This is a genomic window from Chryseobacterium sp. D764 (assembly GCF_019317325.1).
Lineage (GTDB): Bacteria > Bacteroidota > Bacteroidia > Flavobacteriales > Weeksellaceae > Chryseobacterium.
The window spans coordinates 913,101-937,813 of sequence record NZ_CP079219.1 but is presented as its reverse complement, the minus strand read 5'-3'; the positions used below and the strand labels follow the sequence as shown (position 1 = coordinate 937,813).

Here is a 24,713-nt window from a genome sequence, read left to right as displayed (position 1 = left end):
GCAATTCTTGAATTACAATTAGTCCGCAAGTTCAATCCATACCGGAGCGTGATCGCTGCTTTTCTCCCAGCCGCGCACATGGCTGTCTACTCCACCTGATTTCAGCCGGCTCTGTAGATAAGGACTTAATAAAATATGGTCCAGCCTTATGCCTGCATTCCTGTCATAAGCTTTATATAGATAATCCCAGAATGTGTATACTTTTTCTTCGGGATAAAGACTTCGTATCGAATCAAGCCATCCTTTCTTCTGAAGATCTTTATACGCTTTTCTTACTTCTGTTCTGAACAGGGCATCATTTTCCCAGCGTTCAGGTTTGTACACATCAATAGGCTCCGGAATAATATTAAAATCGCCGATAAGGATGGCGGGAAGTTCCATGGTGATGAGTTGGCTGGCTCTTCTTTTAAAACGTTTGATCCAGGATAATTTATAGTCGAATTTAGGTCCTGGATAAGGATTGCCATTCGGGAGATAAAGACAGCAGATGACCATTTTATCAATAATCACTTCAATATAACGGCTTTGAATGTCTTCAGGATCTCCCGGTAAAGATCTTTGTACTTCTGTAATTTCCTTGTTTTTTGCCAATATAGCAACTCCATTCCAGCTTTTTTGTCCATTCCAGACAGCTTCATAACCTGCTTTGTTAATTTCTTCTACAGGAAAACGTTCCTGAGGTGCTTTTAGTTCCTGAAGACAGACAATATCTGGAGAGGCTTCTTTCAGCCATTTCAATAAAACAGGCAGGCGGCCGTTGACTCCATTAACATTATATGTGGCTATTTTCATAATGAAATTTTGAAGAAATTAATTTTTTTTAATTACGGCAATAATTATTCCATCATAATTGCTTTTTAAGCATTGTTTAATTGAAAAATAATCTAAAAAAAATAAGGTTTGACGAATAATCTCTGGGTTGTGATGTAAAAGTTCAATATATTTGTGATACCAGATGTAGTTCATTAATAATTAAACTTTCAATGAAAAGATATTCAACCTTTTTATTTGCTTTACTTTTTCCAATCACAATGTACAGTCAGCAGAATTTATCAGCTGATGAACTATTCCTTAAAGCCCGAACCGCTGCTTTTGAACAGAAAGATTATCCTGCATCTATTGCTCTGGCCAAAGAGGCATTGGAAAAAGCTCCCAATTATACTGATATTTCAGTTTTCCTGGGAAGGCTATATACCTGGAATAAAGATCTGGTTTCCGCAAGGGCTATATTTGAAGAGCTTGGAAAAAGAGAGATTCAGGATGAAGATTATTTTCTGGCTTATGCTTCATTGGAATATTGGAATGATCAGAATACAAAAGCTATTGAAATCATAGATAAAGGACTTTCCTATCATGCTAAATCTGAAACATTATTACTGTTGAAAGCGAAAGTATATTTTGGAAAGGATAATTACGAGGAAGCAGATAAAGCTGTAAGTACTCTTTTATTCATCAATCCTAAAAACACTGAAGCAAGAGCTCTTGCAGTAAGAATAAATGAGCTTACGTCTAAAAATGCAATAGGAATTGTTTATAATTATTCTCATTTTGACAAACAGTTTGATAACGACTGGCATATTGTGGGAGTAAGTTATAAGAGAGTTACTCCTATTGGTTCCGTGATTGTTCGCGGAAATTATGCCAATAAATTTGCCGAGGGCGGCACACAGATTGAACTGGAGGCATACCCAAGGCTTTCTAAAATGTTCTACCTGTATGTTGGCGGAGGATATTCTGATGATGTGGGATTGTTTCCGAAGTACCGTACCGGAGTTTCTCTGAATGCAAACCTTCCCCATAGTTTTGAAGCAGAATTAGGTTACCGTCAGCTTTATTTCAGCAGCAGTATCTGGATGTATACCGCTGCTATAGGGAAATATTATAAAAATTTCTGGTTTAACCTGCGTACTTATATCACTCCTGACAGCAAGAATATTTCACATTCTTATACGGGAACTGTAAGGTATTATACAAAAGGTGCTCAGGATTATTTTGCTTTTCAGATCGGAACCGGGATCAGCCCGGAAGAAAACCGTAATAATCTTCTGGAAAACGAAACCTTTAAGCTTAAAACTTTTAAAATTGGAGGTGAATACAATTTCTCCTACCATTCCAATCTGTTTTCAGTGGGAACAATGTATTATAACCAGGAATACCGCCCGGGAGAAAAAGGGAATCAGTTTGATATTACATTAGGCTACACCAGAAAGTTTTAAAACTTTGATTTTACTTTTTTCTTAAAGTTCACCATTACCGAATCAGGCATCAGTTTTTTAGTAGAATAAAACTGGGAATTCATGCTTTTATACTGATTAAATCTGCCATTCATCTTATTCAGGGCTGCATTATCATTGGAAGCATCTTCTTCCATATTTTTCAGGGTAAAAAGCTGTCCGTCATGGATATAATACTTTTCAGAGACAAAATCAATAAGTTGGTTTTTACTCTGCATCATTGGAATTCCGGTTTTGCTGATTTCAGAATCCGGAGAAAATCCTCTTCCTACCCATGTTATTGTAGCAGGTGTGCTGATTTTATAATTATTTCTGTAATAAGCTAAAATAGAAGGAGCAATATCAAAATGACTTACGGTTTTATAGAAACGTTTTGATTCTTTCAATAAGGGTGAGTAGATCAATAATGGCACATGGAATCTATCAATCTTGGCCTGTAGTGTGATTTCAGGCATGCTGTGATCTCCTGTGATCACAAAAATGGTATTCTTGAAATCCGGACGTTTGCTGTATTTTTTGAAGAAATCTTTAATGGCATCATCAGCATTAAGAACTGAAATTAACTGGTCTTTGTGAGCTGCGGCCCATTTCTTCTGTTCAGAATTTAAAATACCTGAATTCAGTCTTTGATTGTACAGTTTTTCATAATAATCTTTATTGTTGATTAAAAAAGGATTGTGCGTTGAAAGGGTGAGAATCATATTGAAATACGGTCTATCCTGTGGCTTTTGTTCTTGCTGCATCTTACCAAAAACGGCCTGATCTTCATATCCCCAGCTTTCTCCGTTATTGGCAGGAAGCTTACGGTAAGGACTGCCGAATGAGGTTTCATCTGTGATATGGTCTACCCCGCTATATTCCAGGAATTCACGGTAACGGTCAAAGGATGTATGACCTCCATAATAAAAACCTGTCTCAAAGCCGTTTGCTTTCAGAATGTTATAAAGATTGAAGTTTTCCGGTGTCTTTTCAATTTCAAGGAAGCCATTCTTTCCAAAAGGAAGTGATCCTGTGATTGATGGCAATGCGGCAAAAGTCCTTCCTGCTGAGCTTAACGAGTTTTCCCAATATAATCCTTTGTTGGATAAAGAATCCAGATAGGGAGTAAAGTTACCGATATATCCTTTTGGGGAAGTATAGGCATGTCCGAACCCCTCCATGACAAGGAAAACAAGATTGGGAACTTTCTCAGATCTGTTAAAATAAGACCCTAAAAAATCCGGGGTATTTTCTTTCCTCCAGAAAGGGAAATTTTTATTGAGCATTTCGGCATTGGTGGTGAAATCTTCATTTTCGCTCAGTAATTCATTCAGTTCAGGATGATCGCTGATGAAATTGTCCTCATTGGATTTAAGGAAATAAGCCCATTTACTTTTTGCCGCATTTTGGTTAAATTCATTCTCAGAGTTCAAGGTTTTGGATCCTAATATATTGGAGGGAATAAAAAAGGCTGCAAACCCGAAAGCAAGCAATACAAGTCCCGGGTAGATGGATTTCAAAGCTGATTTACCGGCTATCCATATAGGAATGAAAGAGGCTGTTATTAAAATACCCATCAGGGCAAAGTTCTTAAAATTAAGCATTCCGCTTGCCTGTAAAATCTGCTTCATCTCTTCTTTGCTGTAGTATAAAAGGTCTGCACCCAATACGTTGCGGGTTTCTGAGAAATACAGGAATAAAATATATTGGGTAACGGTCACAATAAGTAAAGCTGCAATAGCCAGAGTCTTTGCCCAGCCTTCTCTGATGAAATTGATGATGAGATAAGTAATTCCAACACAAAATGTGAGTCTGAGGGCAAATAAAATATTCTCTGTAAAAAGGTTTCCAACAATTGCAGAGGTGTTAAATTTGGAAAAACTATACCGGTACCACAACCACTCTGCGGTTACTCCCACTAAAAACAAGGCAAAGAACACTAATGTGAGTATTCCCCATTTTTTAAGACCAGACTGAAGAATAGTATACATTCTTTCTTTGAAAGGTAAATGCTGTGTGCTTTGATTGAAGCCCTGTCTTGTCATTTCGCCCCATCCGTGGGATTTTTTGAAATAATCTATAAATCCGCTTACTCCTGCTTTTACCACGATAGGATGGAAATAAAAAGGTTCGGAAAAAGCCGTTACAATAAGGGTGAGGAAGTCTTTTCTTTTGGTATAAACCTGGTGGCTTACTAGATCCACTAATATTGAATAGATAGAATAAAGAAATCCCATTGAGATCACCAGGGCAAACAGAACCGTAAAGAATGGCCAGTTAATAATTCCCAACAGTAAAAAAATAATAAAGATGATATATCCTGAAAATTCGATTAGCGGACCCAGAAATTCAAAAAAGAACCAATAAGGAAGACTGACCATTCCTAATTTTCCATATTTCGGATTGAACATCATTTTTCTGTGCTTCCACAGGGTTTCCATCGTTCCGCGCATCCATCTGTTGCGCTGTTTTCTCAAAATATCTTTAGATTCAGGGACTTCTGTCCAGCATAAAGGATCCGGAATGGTAAGTACTTCATAAGGTTCATTCTTTTCTTCCATGTACTTTCTCATTCTTACCACCAGCTCCATGTCCTCTCCCACCGTATTTTTATCATAACCGCCGCAGGCGAGTACAATATTTCTGTCAAAAACTCCGAAAGCACCGGAGATTAGGATCAGTCCTGATGCCCTGGACCACGCCATACGTCCGAGTACAAAAGCTCTGATGTATTCTAATGCCTGGGTTCTGCCCAAAAGAGTTTTCGGCATATTGACACTTACTATTTTACCATTTTCTATCACGCAGTTATTGGCCAGACGAATAACTCCACCGCAGGCGATAAACTTTTTATCGGTCTGCTCCAGCATTGGTTTTGCGAGTTTCAGAATCGCATCCTGCTCCAGAATGCAATCTACGTCAATGCAAACCAGGTATTCACCGGAAGAAATATTCACTCCCACATTCAGAGCATCTGCTTTTCCTCCGTTTTCTTTATCAACAACGATCAGCTTTTTAAAGGCAGGGTTTTTACTTTTATAAACTCCTCTTACGGTATTGGTTTCTATTTTTCCCTGAATGAAGTAAGCTATGGATTCCAATTCATAAGCCTCGATAAGCTTTTGGATGGAGTCGTCCTTACTTCCGTCATTTACAATAATAATTTCCAGGTTATGGTAATAAAGGGATAGCAGAGAGCGAACATTTTCTACAATGGTCATTCCCTCATTATAAGCCGGAGCGATAACGCTGAATACCGGAGCATTGGGGTTTGCCGCAATAAGGCTGTAATCTGTAAATGTATTTTCTTTTTTATAACGGAGTACAGCTCCAAGTGCATAAATTCCTATCCAGCCATAGATAAGGGTTATTGCTGTTCCGTAAATCAGAAACAACCAGATAACAACTTCATAGATGATGTGTGAGAATTCTAACATACTTTTTCCTGTACTGCGTATTTAATGATTTGAATTAATTCTTCTGATGAGGTCTCTTTTTCAGATATTTCTATCAGGTAGTCCTGCTTTTCCATTGAGCATAAGGCTTCTGCTGCATAAACCTTTATTCCTGAATCAGTGTCTTTTAACAATTGATCTTTCAGAAAATCTACAGAGCATTGGTCTTTTGACTTCCTCATTACTTTCAGGATCTCTTTCTGTACTTCAAAAGGTTGATGAGGATACATTTCCATTAGATAAGCAACAGTTGAAGGATTTTCAAGGGATAATAATGTCTGTACTGCCTGTATCCGCACTTCAACAGAGGGATGATCCAGTAAGTCAGCGACTGTAGGATAAAGAGATAATACCTGGAATTTTCTTAATAGTTTAAGGGTGAAAATGACCACTGAATCGTTTGAACTTTCAACCCAGCTTTTAATACTATCGTTGGAGTTCTCAGGAATACTGGTGACTGAAATAAGCAGACGAAGCTGCTGCCATTCTGATATTTTTGTTGAAAAGCTGGTAAGGAAATGAAGTCCTTCAAATCCTTTAAAATGAACCATGGCATATTGTGCTTCCTGATAAACCTGTGCTGAAGGATGTGTTAAAAATGTAGAAATCTTTGGCAGTGCTTCTTCCACATTCATCGCTGTAAGCTCCTGTATACCTCCTGCAATTAAATGTATCTTTTTCTGATTCAATTTTTTTAAAGCTTCCTTCTGAAGGCCATATTCCTGGAAAAGCTCTTTAAGTTTATGCTGTGCTGCACCGGAAAATTTCTTCTCGGATTCTGCCAGTTTCTGAAGGAATAAATTTCTGAATAAAGGATTTGCGGATGCTGATGAAAAGTTGCTGTCTGCATAGGTTTCTTCACCATATACAATCACTTCTGAGATTCTTTTATTGATCATTTCCGACCATTTGAAAATATGGACAGATTCTCTATACTGATAAAAGCTGTAAATGAGTACGGCTATGATCAGTAAGAGTACTAAGGACAACATTCCCAGAAATACGAGAAAAAGAAAATGCACGGAAGTGGTGAGAAACATGAATGTAATTTATTTTGAAAATCTTTTAATTCTTAATATCAATTCATTGGGACTGAATGGTTTTACTATAAAATCGGCAGCTCCGAGGTCAAAAGCATTGAGTACCACTTCCTCCTGCCCCATACTGGAAAGCATGATCACGGGGATCTGCTTGTCCATCGTTTTGATGGCTGAAAGTATTTCAATTCCGGAGGCAAACGGCATCATAATATCTGTAATAGCCAGATCTACCTCTTTGGTTTTAAGGGTTTCGATAGCATCTTTACCATTGCGGGTGAGGATCACTTCATGCCCTTCTTTTAATAATTTGTGCTCTATCGTTTTTAGAATCAGTTCATCGTCTTCCGCGATTAGAATCAACATAGTTTTATTTTTTTATTGTATTAAATGTTTAATTAATTGTAGTCCTGTAGTTATTTCCTGGATAATTTCCTGTTCCATGGAAGCAAAATCCATATCTGGATCTGTTTTTCTTTCCCAATTTGCAGTATATTCTGTAAGCTTTAGCAGTCCGGCAGTTCCGGCAGTTCCTTTGAGTTTGTGAAGGATCAATTTCAGATTGGTACTGTCTTTTTCAGCTGTGCTTTTTTTAATATCTTCTTCAGCCTGAGTAAGCTGCTGTATTACGAGGTCCAAAAATACTTTTCTGAAATCTTCATCATCATCACCTATTTGTTCATTCAAAAGATTGATATCCAGATGTTTTGAATGATCCAGAGCATCCTCAGAAACCATGTGATCTTTATTCATCAAGTATTTCTTCAGCATTTCCAGGAGATCGGCCTGTCTTAAAGGTTTAGGCAGAAAATCATTCATTCCGGAATTTATACATTTTTCCTTTTCACCCAACACATTTCCGGCTGTTACTCCAATAATAGGAACACTGGCATAGCCAGGCAGTAAACGGATTTGTTTTGTTGCCTCAATACCGTCCATTACCGGCATCTGAACATCCATTAAAATGATATTGAATGTTTTTTCTTTGCAGTGTTCCCAAGCCTGAAGACCATCTGTTGCTTCTGTGAGTTCTGCATCTGGAATCAATGAACGCATCATTTTGTGGTTCAGGACCATATTTACGGGGTTGTCATCTACCAGCAAAACCTGAGGTGCCTGCATCAGTGGTGAAGCTTCTGTTTCTGGCGGTGGAATTTGGCTGATTTCCTTTTCTGTGTACTTTACAGCCTGTTTCAATGTTTTATACAGCTCTTCAGATTTGATAGGCTTCAGCAGGAAGTAAGAATTGTTTTCCTGACGGAAAGAATTGATGACATCATGCTCTTCAGAAGAAGTGTGAAGAATAATCAGAGGTGAAAGTTCGTTTTGTTTGTTAAACAGTTCCTTGATTTTTTCTATCGTTTCCAGCCCCGAAATAATTGGCATGTGATAATCCATAAGAATGACATCGAAACGTTCCCCTGCAAGAAGTATCTGAAGGGCTTCCATACCATTGGCTGCCAGCTTTGAATCTATATTTTTATAGGCAAGCATATGCTGAAGAATCACTCTGTTGGCTTCATTATCATCAACAATAAGAACTCTGTTTATTTTCAGATCTTCATCTTCAGGGCGTTCTGTCATTTCACAAGGGATCTGAATGTCAAAATAGAAAACAGAACCTTTATCAACCTCACTCACCAGAGACAGACTGCTTCCCATATATTTCAGAATATTGTTCGAGATAGTAAGGCCAAGTCCTGTTCCGCCATAACGTTTGCTGATAGAGCCGTTTTCTTGTGTGAAGGCATCAAAAATAAAGTGTTGTTTCTCCTTGGGAATACCAATTCCCGTATCCCGGACTGAAAATCTTAATGTGATATCTTTATTGTCAGTTTTCAGCTTTTCCACTTTAAGTTCTATTTCTCCCTGTGCGGTAAATTTGACAGCATTTCCGAGGAGGTTGATCAGAATCTGTTTCAATCTGGATTCATCCACCCAGATGGTTTCAGGAAGTCCCTGCTCTATATTTAACAGTAATTCTATATTCTTTTTCTGCGACTGGTAAAGGATCACATTGATCACCTGGCTTACAATATCATATACATTGGATTTTTCAATGGAAAGATCCATTTTTCCGGATTCTATTTTAGAAAAATCAAGAATGTCATTGATGATGTTTAACAGATTTTCTCCGGATTCATTAATATAATTGAGGTATTGAGTCTGTATCTCATTCAACGGCGTTTTTAACAAAAGATCAGAGAAACCAATAACACCATTCAGCGGAGTCCTGATCTCATGGCTCATATTGGCTAAAAATTCAGATTTTGCTTTATTGGCAATATCGGCCATTTTCTTGGCATTTTTAAGCTCTTTATTGATTCTTACCGATGCTGTAATATTTTGTGCAGAAACAATAATTCCGCCTATTGTACGAGTAGAAAGATACCATGGAGTAACTTCAATATTATAATGCTGAATTATTTCTTTATCGGGAACTTCTATTGCCATATCTTCATTTTTATAGGCAATTCCTGCCAGGGCATCCTGGTAGATCTTTATCCTTTCATCCGGTACATTAGGAGAAATCTTGAACATATTTTCTCCGAGAAGCCTGATGTCATTCATTTGGAATTCATTTTTCCAGCTGCTGCTTACAGAAAGGTAATTAAGATCTTTGTCAAACATAGCCACAGTTGCAGGAACATATGTAACGAATGACTGCAGCATCGCCTCTTTTTTGGCCAGCTCAAGGTAGATTTTTTTGAAATTATCAATATCCTGAATGATTCCGTAGACTCTGATACAGACCCCTTCTTCAAATTCCGGTATTCCTTTTACCCTTACCCAGATCGTCACACCGTCATTCCGGACAAGCTGTAATTCTTCATCGTAAGGAACTCCTTCTTTTACAGCTCTTTCGAATAATAATTTCAGTTTTTCGCGGCTGTTTTCACTATAGAAGCCCAGCGCATTTTCCAGATCAGGCTGGAATGTTTTGTCTATTTTATGTATTTCTCTGGTTGACTGTGACCAAAATACGGTATTCTTTTTAAGATTCACTTCCCATCCTCCCACCTGGGCTACAGCACTTGTCTGTTCCAGCATTTTTTTGGTATGAACAAGATCTTTTTCCAACGTCATTCTTTCGGTAACATTCAGCGCGGTACTTACTACATAAGGTTTTCCTTCTTTGTTGATTTCTACCAGATTATGGTACATCCAGATCACTTCTTCACCTCCTTTTGTTTTCAAAATCATGGTTCCGAAATCTTCCTGGTTTTTGTTGATTCTTTCCAGGTACTGCTCCAACAGAGGCCAGTTTTTTTCAGGAACAAGATCTCTCAGATTCAGTCCTTCCACTTCTTCTGCAGAATACTGCAGGGTTTCTCTGCCTTTTTCGTTTACAGCAGTAATATTCCCTTCCATATCATGCATACTCATCAGTCCTATTGCATTTTCGAAGAAGCTTCTGAAACGGCGTTCAGAACTTTCAAGTTTCAGTTTCTCTTCGATGCGCTGAGTAATATTGATTCCAAAACAGAAAATTTCAGAATGATCCTGATTCAGTTTCAGGTACCACTCTATAATAGTCTGTGTATCACCAATGTTTGTAGAAGTGGTAAATGTTACTTCTTCCTCTGTAGTGGGCAGATTTTTGGTAAGTAATTGCAGCTGGGAGTTATGACTGCCCAGAACACTAAGAAAATCCCGGTCAATGACCTGAGACTTCTCCAATTGAAATACACTTTCAAAAGTCGGATTGACATCTTTTAGAGAGAAATCTTTATCCAAAACACAGATCAGGTTATTGGAAATACTGAAGGTTTGTTGAAAATATTCAGCCTGAATGTTTTTTCTTTTCCCCATCAGAACTTTTGTAATCGCCTCACCTATTTTTTTCAGGGTTGAAATCTGATTGTCTGTAATGGTTTTTGGTTTATAATCGATGACACAGATGGTTCCTAATACGAATCCTTCATCATCAACCAAAGGAACTCCTGCATAAAACCGAATTCCTCCCGCTAGAATTATTGCGTTGTCAGAAGACCTTTCATCTAATAAAGTGTCATTAATAATTACAACATCCCCGCTTGCAATAGAATACTGGCATACCGTATTTTTCCGGTCTACAAAATCCAGGGCAAGCCCCACACAGCTTTGGATGGTTTGAGTTTCACTTTCCATCATTGCAATAAGCGCTGCAGGACAGTCGGTCACAAGGCATGCCGTTTCTGCAAAAATGTCTAACTGGGGATCTTTTTCCAGGTTTAAAAGATCATAAAACTCCAGTTTCTTCATTCGGGCTTCTTCATTCGCAGGAATTGGATACTTCTTCATATATTATTTCAACAATTAGAGATTTTTCTTTTTTGATTATTAAAAAATGATAATCAGATCCTTAAAGTTTATATTTTAAACATTTTTAAGTGCTTTAAATTATTATTTTAATAAGTAAACCAAAGTACGAAATAATTTTATATTCCATTATAGTAAATTTTATAATAAAGGTATATACCTGTTTATTTCAAATTAATTGAAGTGAATTCTGGATTTTTAAAGAAATAATAGGCATTATGGAAATAAAAAGTACCACATCTGATGATATGGTACTTATAGTTGAAACCGTTAGTAAATTAAACTAATTAATTATTATTGGTTTCTTTTAAATTGAACTGTATTTAATTGTATTTTAATGTTTTATGGAACAACTGTTATATTGTCCTTTGAAACGGCAAATGCTACAGCAGCATCTACATGAATTTGAATGGTATCAAATACCGGAACAGCAACATCTTCCTGCTTGATCAGAAGCGGAATTTCTGTGCAGCCTAGAATAATTCCCTCTGCTCCACGGTCTATAAGCTCCTGGATAATCTTCAGATATTTTTTTTTGGTTTCAGGATTAATAATTCCTCTGCTTAATTCATTTCTTAAAATATCCTCGATATAATCTCTGTCTTCACTTTTTTCAGGAATCAGGGGCTCCAGACCGCCTTCTATCAGTTTATCCCTATAAAAATCCAGCTCCATCGTATAGCTTGTTCCTATCAAACCGATTCTTTTTAATCCTTTTCGTTTAACGGCATTGGCTGTAGCAGTTGTAATATGAATGAGCGGTAATTCTATTTGTTCTTCAATCCTGTCGGCAACAATATGAGCAGTGTTGGCACAAAGTACAATAGCTTCCGCACCTGATTTTTTTAAATTTTCGGCAGCATTGTAGAGAAGCTCAAAAGTTGCATCCCAGTCATACTCTGCATTAAATTGCTGAAAATGGTTGAAGTTGACAGAATAAATAATACATTCCGCAAAATTCAATCCACCCAGTTGCTGATTTATTCCTTCATTTAAAAGACGGTAATAGTCTAAAGTAGAAGCCCAGCTGATGCCTCCTACCAATCCTAATTTTTTCATATTCTTCTTATTTTTTTGTTCAGTAAAAGTAGATATCTTTGTTGTGTTGTAACAGATACAAAAAATGAATATATTAGTATAACAGATGAAAGATTTTCAATATATTGCACTTGCGGATAAGTTTGAGCTTTCCATCAATAACGGAACATATCCTGTGGGAGCTAAACTTCCATCATTACGCAGTATCCGGCAGCAGTTTAAAATAAGTGTTGGTACTATTCTGAAAGCTTTCACTCTATTGGAAGATAAGGGGTTGGTAGCAGGAAAAGAAAGGTCAGGATTTGTTGTGCTCCGTACCTCAGTTTCTTCTGTAAGTCTGCCAAAACAGGCCGAAAACAATACTCTTGCTCAAAAAATAGCAATCGGAAAAGTGTTACAGGAAGTCTCATTTCCGGATTCTGAAAACAAATCTTATGTTTCATTTTTCAACGCTGTTTTACATCCGGATCTTCTGCCTTTTAATGCTTTACGGAGAAGCTTACAGCAGGCTTCCAGAGATTTAACAGGTCAGCATTTACAGTATGAGCCTGCTGCAGGAAATAGTCAGTTGAGAACCGAAATTGCCCGCAGGTCTTTCCTTTGGCAGGGTAATATTACAGCTGATGATGTGATTATCACGAATGGTACATTGGAAGCAGTAAGTCTTTGCCTGCGTGCTGCAGCAAAAACGGGTGATACGGTACTTGTGCAGTCTCCAATCTACCATGGTATATTGCAGACAATAGAAAGCCTTGATCTCAAAGTCATTGAATTCTCCGGCTGCCCTTTAACCGGAATCAATATTCAGGAATTGGCAGAAATCTGCAGCAGACAAAAGATTTCTGCCTGCCTGTTAATTTCAAATTTTAACAATCCGAATGGTATTACTTTAAATAATGAAAAGAAATCAGCAATAGCCGCTTTTGCTGAAAGAATGCAGGTTCCGGTTATAGAAGATGATATTTATGGAGATTTACATTTCCAGACACAGCGCCCAACCACTATAAAAAGCTATGACAATAATGGCTGGGTTATGCTTTGCTCCTCTTTTTCTAAATCGGCTGCCCCTGGTTACAGAATCGGCTGGTGTACTGCAGGACGGTTTTCAGAACAGGTGGCCAGATTAAAAGCTGTGACTAATGTTGCAACAGCAAGCATCATACAATCTTCTTTGTTACAGCTACTGAAAACAGGAGCCTATGACCGTCACCTGCGCAAACTTAGACCTGAACTGCACAGACTGATGCTATTGACTATTCAGGCGATAGAAAAATATTTCCCATCTGATATCCGGATGAGCCGGCCTGAAGGAGGTTTGGTAGTATGGATAGAGCTGCCTGCCCATATTGATGCATTTGAGCTTCAGAAAAAAGCTATTGACCAGTTTGTAAATTTTGCTCCGGGACCGCTGTTTTCCAATAATGGAAATTACCGAAACTATATCCGGATCAGCTGCAATAACGTTTGGAATGATAAAGTAGAAAAAGCTCTGAAAAGATTAGGCGATATTATAAAGAGTATGTAAATAAATCAGAACTCATAAGATCTGATGATAAATAAAAAAACAAGGCGGACACAATCAATCCGCCTCGTATCTCCCAAATAATTAAATATGAAAAAATATGAATGTCTATATCAAACAGGCTTTCAGCATCAGATCATGGAGGTCTGTATTTTTAATAAAAGGCTGTAAAAGTTCATTTCCGGGACCAAAAGCCGCTACTTCCACATAATCTCCGGAATGGTCCATGCTGATCCAGCCTACAGAATTTCTGCTTTTCTGAATTTCTGAGTAGAGTTTAAAGGGCAGTTTTTTATAATTATAAAGTCCTTCTTCCTCTTTTTCAAGTCCGTTGTAAAAGCTTAGCAGATGTTTGGCTTCATCATCATTCAGCACAATTTTGTTGCTCTCATAAACCCAGTTTTTAATATCTTTTACCGAATAGTCTTTCTGAATTTTGTTCAGAATATATTCATTGGTGTATTGATAGTCTGAAATGCTGTTAAAATTCTTGGTAGCATCAGTTCCGTAAATCGTTCCGGGATTGGCATTTCCATGGTCTGTAGTGATGATGACTAAGGTATTTCCATCTTTTTCGGCAAAATCTATTACTGTTTTTACAGCTTCATCAAATGCAAGCTGATCATGAATGAGTGCTGCAACATCGTTAGCATGGGCAGCCCAGTCTACTTTTCCGGCTTCTATCTGAAGAACAAAACCGCTGGGATGATCTTTCAGCTGATCAATGGCGGTCTTTGCCATTTCTGCAAGAGTCGGTGTATTTTTGAATTCCTGAACATGGGTTCTGTCAATGCTGTAAGGCAGGGCTCCTGTACTGAATATTCCTAATAATTTTTCTCCTTTTTTGATTTCTTTAAGGTCGGTTTGTTTTTTTAAAATTCTGTATCCTTTTTTGCTGTACACAGAATAGATATCTTTCTTGTCTTCTCTTTTGGCAGGATTAAAAAATTCGTCTCCACCTCCTAACAGCACATCCAGTTCCAGCTCGGCATACATTTCAGCGATTTGGGGTTCTGCATTTCTTTTTGAAGAATTTACACAAAATCCTGCAGGAGTGGCATGTGTAATGGTAACGGTTGTCACACAGCCTGCTTTTTTTCCTGCTTTTTTATATTGCTGCCATATGGGAAGATGTTTTTCACCGTTGGGTCCCATATTCAGGACTCCATTCTTGACTCTTATTCCTCCTCCGAAAGCGGAACTTGCTGCAGCGGAATCCGTTACAATAGAACTTGCAGAGGCAGTGTCCATCAAGGCTCGTGTCACTTTTTTCTCATGATACAGATTGAGCCAGTTACTCCCTTTTCCCAAAATATTCCGGGAATACAGATCTGCCATTGAAAGTGTTCCAAGACTCATCCCGTCACTTACCATAAAGATGATGTTCTTTGCTTTTCCTGTCCGCGGATTTTCTATAGCCCTCCCGAAGCTCCAGAGGTCAGTCGGTGATAAAGTAAATAACCCTGAAAGTAATGCTGAACCTTTTAGAAATTTTCTTCTGTCCATATTGTTTTGAAATAAGGTGGTAAGTTATTGTATTTAGTTTTTTATCGAAACAAAGTTGCATTAATTAAAGGTTAATTTTAAATATCTATTGGAAAAGGATCTTCAAAAGGTTGTTTCTGATCAAACAATTCTTTTTCCTGCTCATTAATAAGACAATGCTGCAGGTCTGACACCATTTGATCTTTATCCAGGTTCTGCCCGATAAATACAAGCTCATTGATTCTGTCGCCCCAGTTTTTATCCCATCTGCTTTCTATAAATTCCTGATTTTCTGCAAATGAAGAATACAGTGCGCGTTGGTTCATAGGCATGCTGCCCCACCATACTCCAGCTTTTTCCAGACGGAAAGATCCTCCGGCCTGGGAAAAATTCAAAGCATCATCTGGCCTTGAGGCCAGCCAGAACAATCCTTTTGCCCTTATTGTTCCTTCAGGGTAATGATGATTCAAATAGTTCCAGAGCCTTACAGGGTGAAACGGTTTTCTATCTCTGAAAACCAGAGAGCTGATTCCATATTCCTCAGTTTCAGGAGTATGATGCTCAGATTGTAATTCTTTTTGCCAGCCAGCTGAAGATTGTGCTTCATCAAAATCAAAAAGTTGAGTATTTAAAATCTGCTGAGGTTCAATCTTACCAAATTCGGAATGTAGAATGACAGCATCAGGATTTAATTTTTTAATGGCAGCTTTTAAAAATCCAAGTGTTTCGGAGTTGATAAGATCTGTTTTGTTTAAAATAATCACATTGGCAAACTCAATCTGGTCCGTAAGAAGATTGACAATGGTTCTATAATCTCCTTCCATATCGGTAAGGTCACGATCCATCAACAGTTCATTGGAACCGAAATCTTTCATAAAATTGAAACAATCCACTACAGTTACCATCGTATCTACATAGCTGAAGCGGGAAAGGTCTATTCCACTCTCATCATCTATATAGGTAAAGGTTTGGGCAACCGGAATGGGCTCACTGATTCCCGTGCTCTCTATCAATAGGTAATCAAAACGATTTTCGTGAGCAAGACGTTCTACTTCTACCATCAGATCTTCGCGGAGTGTACAGCAGATACATCCGTTGCTCATTTCTACCAGCTTTTCTTCCGTTCTTGAAAGAGTATTTTGATTTTCAATAAGACGGGCATCAATATTCACTTCGCTCATATCATTCACAATGACTGCTACTTTCAAGCCTTGTCTATTATGCAGAATATGATTGAGTAATGTGGTTTTTCCAGCTCCCAAAAAACCACTGAGTACCGTTACAGGAAGTTTCTTCGTCATATATTTAATGTTTATGATTTTTAAAATTGATGATATGTCCAGTAATTAAACCCGCAGTTCCAAGATAGATCAGAGGAATATGAATTTCAAAGATCAGATCTGTGAGTACAGAAATAAAGATGAGAGAAACGGATATCCAGAATAAAAGTTTCAACCAGCGGTTGGTTATCTTTTTGGTTACTCTGAACACGATAATGGTACCAATACAAAGGAACCCCAAATCAATATAGGGATTATGCGATATTCCCAAAGGGACAATCATTAATAATGGGAAGACAATACAATGAATCAGGCATAAAACAGCAGCGGAGAGTCCTACAGCATCAAGAATTTTTGACTTCATAATAGTATGGATTGATTTTCTTATTGTAACTTTGTTGCAAAAGTATAAATAAAAATCCAAATAAAGCAACTTTGTTGCATTAAAACATGAAACAAGTTAGAAACACGCATGCTAAAACTGAAATTTTAAGTCTTATCAATGCCTCAGATATAGCCCTTACCCATTCTGATATACAGAAAAAACTGGGTGATCTATGCAATAGAGTAACGATTTACAGGGTATTGGAAAGGCTTGAAAATGAAGGGGCTATTCACAAGATCGTTAATATTGACGGTGTGGTGAATTTTGCAAAGTGCAGCGGGAAATGTACTCACGAAAAACATTTTCATAATCATGTTCATTTCAACTGCAAAGAATGTCATTCTGTGACGTGTATTGAAAACGCGATTCCGGAATTCAGTTTACCGGAACATTTTATTGCACAGGAGTACAATTTTATCATCAGCGGGATATGTCCGAAATGTGCTGATGCTTAGGATGATATATAAAAAAACAGGCAAATCTGCTAATTTGCAAATCTGCCTGTTTTTATCACAATGAAATTTCGACTATAAAGAAGAGATATAGACTTCTATTTTGGTACCATCATAATTGAATGTGCCGTCAGAATTTCTTTTACCTAATACCCATTTCATATCTACAGGTACAGACCATGCAGAACCTAATGAAAATCCGTTAACAGATCTTATTTCATTTCCTTTTCCTGTTGTAACCGCTGAATGAAAGAAGGTTTTATCAATAAGTCTGTAGAAACCAATAGCTTTTCCTGCAGGAATTGGTGAATATCCGTCCCACTTTTCTCCTGAAGGATAGTTAAATACAGTTAACCATTTTTGTCCGGCCGATTCTGCCAGCTGAGCAGGACTTATAGAGGCACCACGCATATATAAAGCATAGGCTACCACATCATGACATACTCCACTGTTGTATTTCGAAATATTCTCTGCTCCTGAGAGAATAGCATGAGCAACGGGTGCTCTTTCTGATAGGGATAGCTGAGCCTTCCTGGCTCCTTCCGGTGTAATAAATGACATATAATATTTTGTTTGGTAGCGTAAAGATACAGCTTTAAATTTAATCACTGTTGTTGGAGAATAGGACTAGATTTTTAGCACATTATTAGTCTTTTATAAATTCCAGTAAGCGTTGTCTTGTAATTACCTGGTTTGCTCTATAAAAATCATCATCATCCAGTCGGGCCAGTGATGCGGTGAATTGTTTAGAAAGCCATAAAACAAATAGTTCTCTGTTTTTAAAAACCATTGGAAATGAAAAATCAATCCCATCATAAAGCTCTCCATATAGAAATTGATTTTTTTCGTCCATTTTCATGGCCATTCCGCAAAAATCACGGTGCCGATATCCAAGAAAATAACCTTTCTGAAGTTTGTCTGCAACGAGTTCAGCCATCTTGAAACCAAATATAGAGGTGTCTGCAGCTAAGTAAATTGGATCATTAATCATGAGATGTAAATCTTAGAATTATATAATTTTAATGTAAATAATAATCAAATATATTCTAGCAATAGTACATACATTCATAGCTGAAAAGTTTTCCATCTTTAAAAGTAAAAATAAAGAGTCCTGCATCTCCATTCTGTATGTAATATTCGTGGGGAGAAGAAATCCAGCGTGCAGACAGCATATCCCCAAAACGGGTTACAAAATTTCTTTCATCATAATTGGAATCCATACGCTCATTTCCTAAGACTAAAGCTTCACCATTACTGAAAGACATTTTATAGATACTTCCAGAAACTTTTCCTTTATATTCTTCAAAAGCAATAATAATATTAGGTGTTCTATAAAAATATTGAGGTTCCCAGCCGCATTCCGGCATATTGGGGATCTCTTTAACCTTCTGCATCTCCAGTTGTCTAATCTGTGCATCTGTGATTTTTCCGTCAAAAAGAGAGGTTTCCTTCCATAGGAAATGCATATTTAATGCTTTCAATTTCTTTTCATAAGCCTGTGTACCTGGCTTTTTTGCAAATTGATCTGCCAGAAGAAGTTCAAAATCGATATCTATCTTTGGGTTTTCTATACCGGTATTGGATTCTTTCCAGTATTGTAAGGCTTGTTTAAGGTTTTTATCCCCAATCCATGCCATTTCACGTAATCTTCCAACCTGAGCCAGCTCTTTTTCCTTGTCTTTACCCTTCGCTGCCAGATAGTCTTTCAATACTTTTTCATAGGTAAGTTCAGTACCCAGATATTTCATTTGGATATATGCGGGATTTTCGTGGAAATGATCACCAATATAGATCCAGCCATCCTCATATAGAGGAACATAATCAATACAAACCATTTCATTTAAAGCAGCTCTTCGGATTGCTGCACTTTCTGTTGTAGGAGCTTTCCTTACACGCAATTCTGATACCTGTACATAATAATGTGGGCACTGATATCCTTGTGTTCCTCTATAAAAATACTGAGCGGGTTCACCCGCAGATTTCTTTCCACGCATGTTTTTTTGTAAAGGCTGACGATTTATAAAGCCAATATCACCGTTGCTTACCTGTACTTTGTATTGTGTGCGGGTAGAATCGAGAAGATAAACCGGAGCTTCGGTAGAAAATATCCCCAGAAGATCCTTATTATTTCCTTGATCTCGGTAGAGATGTCCCCATTCGGATGTATAAACCGGGTGTTGATCAGGGCTCTGAGCCATAGTATTGTAAAAGCAACAATGAATGATGCTGGCTCCTAAAAGTATTTTTTTCAACATATAATAATTTGTAAAGGGTAAAAAATCTCCAGTTTTTTCAAGTGGATGGGTTATTGCTATAAGGTTATTTCCTTCAAAAATACTAAAAATGGAGGGTTGTTCTATACTTATTGTTATTCAGAATCGGTATAAATTCCATCCTATTCACTTACTTCCATTGGGTAGAGTAAATAAAAATACTATTTTTATCGGCCAAAAAAAAGTAAAGACTAATTATGCCGACTGATGCTTCTCATAAGCTGATTCCGATGACCACTTTCGTGCTGGAATATTATTCACACGAAGGATATGCTGATCTTCAGATTTTAAATCTGATGAATAATTATGCCAATTTTTTAAAGAAGCGTTTAACTCTTGGAATGTTTGTTCCTTTAGATCGTGAAGGAAATATTCTGAAAGAACCTAAAAATTATGACTCATGGAAATCCCTTGACCATAATGACGGAAAAAGAACTGATATTGCAGGTTTTGAAGAATACGGCGAATATCAGAAGGCAGAACAAAACTGTATGTTTGAAGGTTTTAAAGTAGATTATAACGGATATTCAAAAGTGAGAATCATCGCTTCATATGATGCTTCTATCGAATTATCTTTTAATAAAAATGACCTGATTCCTTCAGGATTTAATGATGTAGAATCACTTACGGTGTTTGATGATATCTTTTTGACATCCAGTGCATTAAGGGCAATCGGAATAAAGAGATAAAACTTTAATATATAAAAGACGTTTATCAGATTGATAAACGTCTTTTTGTTTTGATTTTTTATCTTACACATTCTCCTGAATGGCAGTGATAGCCTGAAGGACACAGCCCGTTGATACAGGGACCCACTGCATCAGGATAGCATCTTTCATCTGCGCGGCAATGAGAATGAGGAGGACACAAGGAAAGTAGATTTCCAAGACAGATGCCAACAGGAAGAGGAAGGTTCAGCTCTATACCGATTTCTCCAACAATGTTTTTTAATGTTTTTCTGTTTAATTTTTTCATGGCTTTGTTTTAAGGTGTTATTTTTTTACTATATTTTCGAGTTCTGTAATGAAATCTTTCTGTGCAATATTAATGCGTTGCTGTGCTTCTTCTGAAGTAAACCATTCCCATTGATCTACTTCGGGAATTTCTATTATTTTACCGGATTTGGGTGGCCATTCCATAGAGAAGGTATTGCTGTAAAGATCTGAAGTATTTATATGACCCTTCAATGCCCAGGCATAAACTATTTTCCCTCCTTTTTGCTTAATGGGTGACAATTCAACAAAGTTCCCTTCCACTGTTTTCCCTGTTTCTTCTTTAAATTCCGTTAATGCACGATCCAATGGATTTTCATCTGGAAGAAGCTCTCCTTTTGGAATAGACCATGCTCCCAGGTCTTTATTTTTCCAGAAAGGTCCGCCAGGATGAACCAGAAAGTAATACAGTCTGTCTTTTTCTTTTTTAAAGAGTAAAATCCCGGCACTCGCTTTCATAAGCTTAAAGGTTTGATTATTAAAGATATAAAAAATAGATTAATTGAGCTGGAAAGAAAATCATTAAGAAAGTTGAAATGAAACTTATCTTTATTATTTCACCATTGATCTCTTTTTAAACTCAGAAGGAGACACTTCCTTATACCCTTTGAATATTTTATTGAAGTGGCTGGCATCATTGAAGCCCAGTTTATCTGAAATCTCACTGATGTTGTAATGACTCTGAAGCAAAAGTTTTTCTGCAGTTTTCATTTTATGCTGCATCACATGTTGCTGTATTGAAAATCCTGTCTGTTTTTTGATGTAAATACTGATATAATTAGGAGAAAGCATAAACTCTCTGGCCAGATTTTCAATTTTCATTTTATCCCCATCTAAAGCATTAATATTGATATAATATAATATCCTTTCAATTCTGCTCAGGTTTTGAGTAATCCAGTTTTTAGCTGTGATATTGCTCATCGTGTTCCGGATCAGAATAGTAATAATAGCAGAGAAAAGATCTGAACTTATCTCTTTATTATAAGTGTTTTTATGGCTGAACTCGTACAGAAGAATTCGGGCCAGCTGCAGCAGATGTTCCCTATCCGTTTTACATTTGATCACTGATTCGTATACAAAAGAATGATCTTCCATCATGAGCTGAACAACTTTTTTCAGCTCATTCTTTTTATTGGAGAGCAAATTTTCCCATATGTACTGTTCTGTAAATTTTATATAAATAAATCGTGTTTTATTGGTAATAGAAAACTCATGGCCATCGCTGGGCCGCAGGAGAAAAACATCTCCCTTTTTGTAAGGAAAAGTAATATTGTTGAGATGATGAAGCCCTTTTCCACTTTCTATGATAATCAGTTCATAAAAGTTATGATTGTGATATTCAACATCCCAGATTTCTTTTTCAATGCTGAAAACATTAAAAGAATTGAAATTAACGATTCGTTTCATGAAAGAATGGATTTTTACAAATTTACCATTAATTTTTACAATATATCCTGATTCATTATTGATCAATTTTGTCCTATTAAATACATTCAAAATGAAATATATAAAACAATCAATACTGTTGACTGCTTCAACAATCGTTCTGATGTCCTTTTCTGATCACGACAAGGATAAAAGAGTAAAAAAAGATCTATCTGAAACAAAGACTTTAACAAAAAAACATTGGCCTAATGGGGCTCAGCTGGTAATTTCAGTTTCTATGCAATTTGAAACAGGCGGACAGCCTGAGGGTGCTGAAAGTCCTTTCAGTGGCACTCCACTTCCTAAAGGCCAACCGGATCTTCCGGCAGAAAGCTGGTATCGTTATGGAGGAAATGAAGGAATTTACAGAATGCTGGATCTATGGAAAAAATATGACATTAAAGTAACCTCTCATGTAGTGGGAACAGCAGCAGAAAAGTATCCGGAAGTGGCAAAAGCTATTGCCAACGGAGGCCATGAAATTGCAGCTCATGGTTTTACCTGGGATAATCAGTGGAATAAGAATTATGCTGATGAGTTGAATTTTGTGAAACAGGGCGTAGATGTTGTTGAAAAAATTACAGGCCAGAAAGCTGTAGGTTATAACGCTAATTGGCTTCGAAGAGGTCCGAATACGCTTAAAGTTTTACAGGAACTCGGCTTTTTGTATCACATAGATGATGTAAGCCATGATGAACCCTTTATTACCAAAGTAAAAGGGAAAAATTTTGCTGTAATCCCTTACACATTGCGTAATAATGATATCGTGAATATTGAAGGCAAGCACTGGAGTCCTGATCAGTTTTTAAACCAATTAAAATTTGAATTTGACCGTCTTTATGAAGAAGGCGCATCAAAGAGAAGAATGATGAGCATCAGCTTTCACGACAGAATTGGTGGTACTCCCGCAATGGTACATGCAATGGAAGAGTTTATAAAATATACCAAAGAAAAACAAGGGGTCGTCTTTATGAGAAAAGATGATATAGCCAAAATGGTAATGAATGATCCTGAAACTCCTGTTGATAATAGCGAAGAAAAGTTTAATAAGTAAGGAAGTTATTAAAGTCTGCAAAAACAAATTACCGGTTAATTGAAACAGATAAAAAAGACAGTAAAGTGAATCATACCGGATATATAACTTCCATCTTCAGGCTTCGATCTTCTATCCAAAAAATATCTTTATGAATAATACAAAAACAGCCTATTTTTTCCTTCGTGTTTCGATGGGAATAAATCTTTTAGGACACGGATTGGTCCGATTGATAAAACTACAGGATTTTGCATCAGGAATGGTGAAGGGTTTTGAAACAAGCTGGCTTCCAGAGCCGTTGGTACATCTCTTTGGCATCACACTCCCCTTTTTAGAATTTATTATCGGATTACTGCTGATGATTGGTTTCAAAACCCGTATCTCTACTATTGCTGGAGCTTCCCTGATCATCTTGCTTCTTTTTGGAAGCAGTACGGTGGAAAACTGGGAAGCCATGGGTATTCAGATGATCTATGCAGGTTTGTTCTACATTCTGATCAGCAGAATTGATGACAATTATCTGGCTCTGGATAGAAAAAATTAAAAAAGCCAGCAGTTAAAGCTGGGAAAGAAAAGGAAACAATGAGGAATAAAAAATAAATTATTCAAGTGTTGTAATCTTTACTTTCTCAGCTTTTTTATGATCTCAGAGATTATGTTACAACTTTCATGGATTCAGCTACTCTGTTTTTATGATTATGCCCGAATTTTGCATTAGAAATAAAAGCAACTGAAAGTATTTATTTATTTATTTATTTTCAATGCAATATATAACCCTCAAAATTAGAAATGATGCAAACGATATTAGGAGCCAATGGGCAGATTGGTGAGGAACTGGCAAGAGAATTAAAAAGAAATTATACTTCAGACATTCGTATTGTCAGCAGAAATGCTAAAAAAGTAAACGATACTGATACTGTTTTCTCTGCAGATTTATCAGACAGGGGAAAAGCAATAGAAGCCGTGAAAGGAACCGAAATTGCCTATTTCACACTTGGACTTCCTATGGATACAGATTTGTGGGAAAAACAATTTTTGACAATATTGAAAAATGTAATTGAAGCCTGTAAAATCAACGGGACGAAGCTTGTATTTTTTGATAATACTTATATGTACCCTCAAAATAATGAAGTTTTGACGGAACATACCCAATTTGCTCCTGTAGGCAGAAAAGGAAGAGTAAGAAAACAGATGGCAGACATGCTTTTAAAAGAAATGAAAGCCGGAACAATAGAAGCTGTGATCTGCAGAGCTCCTGAATTTTATGGCCCTGGGAAAACTCAAAGTATTACCAATAGTCTTATTTTTAATGCCATTAAAGAAGATAAAAAACTGAAAGTTCCGTTAAGAGATGATAAACTTCGAAGTCTGATCTGGACACCTGATGCAAGCCGCGCTACAGCTTTAATTGGAAATACTCCTGATGCTTATGGGCAAACCTGGCATTTGCCGGTAGACGATAATAAGTTAAGCTATAATAAGTTCATTGCATTGACGTCTCAGATCTATGGAAAAGAATTCGGGTATTCTGTAATTCCTAACCTGGCTTTTAAAATAGGATCTTTATTCAATAAAAATGCAAAAGAGTTACTGGAACTGCTTCCAAGATATAAATATGACAACCTTTTTGATGATTCAAAATTCAGGAAAAGGTTCCCGGAATTTCAGATAACTCCCTACAGACAGGGAATTGAACAGATAAAAAAAGAACAGCAACTTTAATAAAATAAGTGACTTAGAAAAACCAATACCACAACCGAAGGGCTGCATATTCCCCTTCTTCGGAGGGGTGGCGAAAATTCAAAGAATTTTTGACGGGGT

Annotated in this window: 22 protein-coding genes; 7 read left to right on the top strand and 15 right to left on the bottom strand. The window is 37.0% G+C overall.

Going from position 1 to position 24,713, the window contains the following annotated elements; translation table 11 throughout:
• Window positions 1-18: 18 nt before the first annotated feature.
• Complete coding sequence (xth, locus tag KYG33_RS04125; RefSeq protein WP_180563799.1) at window positions 19-792, bottom strand: exodeoxyribonuclease III; 774 nt, start codon at window positions 790-792, stop codon at window positions 19-21.
• A 191-nt stretch (window positions 793-983) separates the two neighbouring features.
• Between xth and KYG33_RS04120 the strand changes: the two genes are divergently transcribed.
• Window positions 984-2,216 carry a YaiO family outer membrane beta-barrel protein gene (locus tag KYG33_RS04120; protein ID WP_180563798.1) on the top strand — a complete coding sequence of 411 codons (1,233 nt, stop codon included), beginning with the start codon at window positions 984-986 and terminating at the stop codon, window positions 2,214-2,216.
• On the opposite strand, the gene KYG33_RS04115 is transcribed toward KYG33_RS04120, so the two are convergent.
• The 5 genes from KYG33_RS04115 to KYG33_RS04095 all read right to left on the bottom strand — a co-directional run bounded on the left by KYG33_RS04115 (window position 2,213) and on the right by KYG33_RS04095 (window position 12,066).
• Complete coding sequence (locus tag KYG33_RS04115) at window positions 2,213-5,650, bottom strand: sulfatase-like hydrolase/transferase (RefSeq protein ID WP_219072735.1); 3,438 nt, start codon at window positions 5,648-5,650, stop codon at window positions 2,213-2,215. The two genes, KYG33_RS04120 and KYG33_RS04115, sit on opposite strands and share 4 nt — an antisense overlap.
• On the bottom strand, window positions 5,644-6,567 hold the full coding sequence (locus KYG33_RS04110; protein ID WP_180563796.1) for a HEAT repeat domain-containing protein: 924 nt from the start codon (window positions 6,565-6,567) through the stop codon (window positions 5,644-5,646). The genes KYG33_RS04115 and KYG33_RS04110 overlap by 7 nt, the downstream gene beginning before the upstream one ends.
• 150 nt (window positions 6,568-6,717) lie before the next feature.
• The gene (locus tag KYG33_RS04105) at window positions 6,718-7,071 is read right to left on the bottom strand and encodes a response regulator transcription factor (RefSeq protein ID WP_047423117.1); all 354 of its coding nucleotides are present in this window, start codon (window positions 7,069-7,071) and stop codon (window positions 6,718-6,720) included.
• A 12-nt stretch (window positions 7,072-7,083) separates the two neighbouring features.
• Entirely contained in the window at window positions 7,084-10,989 is a 3,906-nt protein-coding gene (locus KYG33_RS04100) for a response regulator (protein ID WP_219072734.1), read from the bottom strand.
• Between the two features lie 360 nt (window positions 10,990-11,349).
• Window positions 11,350-12,066 carry an aspartate/glutamate racemase family protein gene (locus tag KYG33_RS04095; RefSeq protein ID WP_077417233.1) on the bottom strand — a complete coding sequence of 239 codons (717 nt, stop codon included), beginning with the start codon at window positions 12,064-12,066 and terminating at the stop codon, window positions 11,350-11,352.
• An 85-nt stretch (window positions 12,067-12,151) separates the two neighbouring features.
• Between KYG33_RS04095 and KYG33_RS04090 the strand changes: the two genes are divergently transcribed.
• Window positions 12,152-13,570, top strand: a complete 1,419-nt coding sequence (locus tag KYG33_RS04090) for a PLP-dependent aminotransferase family protein (protein ID WP_077417235.1) — start codon at window positions 12,152-12,154, stop codon at window positions 13,568-13,570.
• Between the two features lie 105 nt (window positions 13,571-13,675).
• Here KYG33_RS04090 and KYG33_RS04085 read toward each other — a convergent pair whose 3' ends face one another.
• The 3 genes from KYG33_RS04085 to KYG33_RS04075 all read right to left on the bottom strand — a co-directional run bounded on the left by KYG33_RS04085 (window position 13,676) and on the right by KYG33_RS04075 (window position 16,696).
• Window positions 13,676-15,073: an alkaline phosphatase gene (locus tag KYG33_RS04085; protein WP_077417237.1), complete on the bottom strand. Its 1,398-nt coding sequence runs from the start codon at window positions 15,071-15,073 to the stop codon at window positions 13,676-13,678.
• 77 nt (window positions 15,074-15,150) lie between these two features.
• The gene (locus KYG33_RS04080) at window positions 15,151-16,353 is read right to left on the bottom strand and encodes a GTP-binding protein (protein ID WP_077417239.1); all 1,203 of its coding nucleotides are present in this window, start codon (window positions 16,351-16,353) and stop codon (window positions 15,151-15,153) included.
• A gap of 4 nt (window positions 16,354-16,357) precedes the next feature.
• The gene (locus KYG33_RS04075) at window positions 16,358-16,696 is read right to left on the bottom strand and encodes a MerC domain-containing protein (RefSeq protein ID WP_077417241.1); all 339 of its coding nucleotides are present in this window, start codon (window positions 16,694-16,696) and stop codon (window positions 16,358-16,360) included.
• An 86-nt stretch (window positions 16,697-16,782) separates the two neighbouring features.
• Here KYG33_RS04075 and KYG33_RS04070 point away from each other — a divergent pair, with 86 nt between their 5' ends.
• A complete protein-coding gene (locus KYG33_RS04070; protein ID WP_077417243.1) occupies window positions 16,783-17,172 on the top strand; it encodes a Fur family transcriptional regulator in 390 nt (129 codons plus the stop codon).
• A gap of 72 nt (window positions 17,173-17,244) precedes the next feature.
• Here KYG33_RS04070 and KYG33_RS04065 read toward each other — a convergent pair whose 3' ends face one another.
• From KYG33_RS04065 to KYG33_RS04055, 3 genes are all read right to left on the bottom strand, one after another.
• The gene (locus KYG33_RS04065; RefSeq protein WP_077417245.1) at window positions 17,245-17,730 is read right to left on the bottom strand and encodes a hypothetical protein; all 486 of its coding nucleotides are present in this window, start codon (window positions 17,728-17,730) and stop codon (window positions 17,245-17,247) included.
• Between the two features lie 85 nt (window positions 17,731-17,815).
• Window positions 17,816-18,160 (bottom strand): hypothetical protein, encoded by a 345-nt coding sequence (locus KYG33_RS04060; RefSeq protein ID WP_077417247.1) that lies wholly within the window; start codon window positions 18,158-18,160, stop codon window positions 17,816-17,818.
• A 55-nt stretch (window positions 18,161-18,215) separates the two neighbouring features.
• Entirely contained in the window at window positions 18,216-19,424 is a 1,209-nt protein-coding gene (locus tag KYG33_RS04055; protein ID WP_180563789.1) for a hypothetical protein, read from the bottom strand.
• A gap of 215 nt (window positions 19,425-19,639) precedes the next feature.
• Between KYG33_RS04055 and KYG33_RS04050 the strand changes: the two genes are divergently transcribed.
• Window positions 19,640-20,131, top strand: a complete 492-nt coding sequence (locus tag KYG33_RS04050) for a hypothetical protein (protein ID WP_077417253.1) — start codon at window positions 19,640-19,642, stop codon at window positions 20,129-20,131.
• A gap of 58 nt (window positions 20,132-20,189) precedes the next feature.
• Here the strand turns inward: KYG33_RS04050 and KYG33_RS04045 are convergent, their stop codons facing one another.
• From KYG33_RS04045 to KYG33_RS04035, 3 genes are all read right to left on the bottom strand, one after another.
• Window positions 20,190-20,417, bottom strand: a complete 228-nt coding sequence (locus tag KYG33_RS04045; protein ID WP_077417256.1) for a hypothetical protein — start codon at window positions 20,415-20,417, stop codon at window positions 20,190-20,192.
• A gap of 17 nt (window positions 20,418-20,434) precedes the next feature.
• Entirely contained in the window at window positions 20,435-20,893 is a 459-nt protein-coding gene (locus KYG33_RS04040; RefSeq protein ID WP_219072733.1) for an NUDIX hydrolase, read from the bottom strand.
• 93 nt (window positions 20,894-20,986) lie between these two features.
• The gene (locus tag KYG33_RS04035; RefSeq protein WP_139348536.1) at window positions 20,987-21,841 is read right to left on the bottom strand and encodes an AraC family transcriptional regulator; all 855 of its coding nucleotides are present in this window, start codon (window positions 21,839-21,841) and stop codon (window positions 20,987-20,989) included.
• Window positions 21,842-21,932: 91 nt separating this feature from the next.
• On the opposite strand from KYG33_RS04035, the gene KYG33_RS04030 reads away from it, so the two are divergent.
• The 3 genes from KYG33_RS04030 to KYG33_RS04020 all read left to right on the top strand — a co-directional run bounded on the left by KYG33_RS04030 (window position 21,933) and on the right by KYG33_RS04020 (window position 24,614).
• A complete protein-coding gene (locus KYG33_RS04030; RefSeq protein ID WP_219072732.1) occupies window positions 21,933-22,913 on the top strand; it encodes a polysaccharide deacetylase family protein in 981 nt (326 codons plus the stop codon).
• A 130-nt stretch (window positions 22,914-23,043) separates the two neighbouring features.
• Entirely contained in the window at window positions 23,044-23,436 is a 393-nt protein-coding gene (locus KYG33_RS04025; RefSeq protein ID WP_077417264.1) for a DoxX family protein, read from the top strand.
• Between the two features lie 248 nt (window positions 23,437-23,684).
• On the top strand, window positions 23,685-24,614 hold the full coding sequence (locus tag KYG33_RS04020; protein ID WP_077417266.1) for an NAD-dependent epimerase/dehydratase family protein: 930 nt from the start codon (window positions 23,685-23,687) through the stop codon (window positions 24,612-24,614).
• Window positions 24,615-24,713 lie beyond the last annotated feature (99 nt).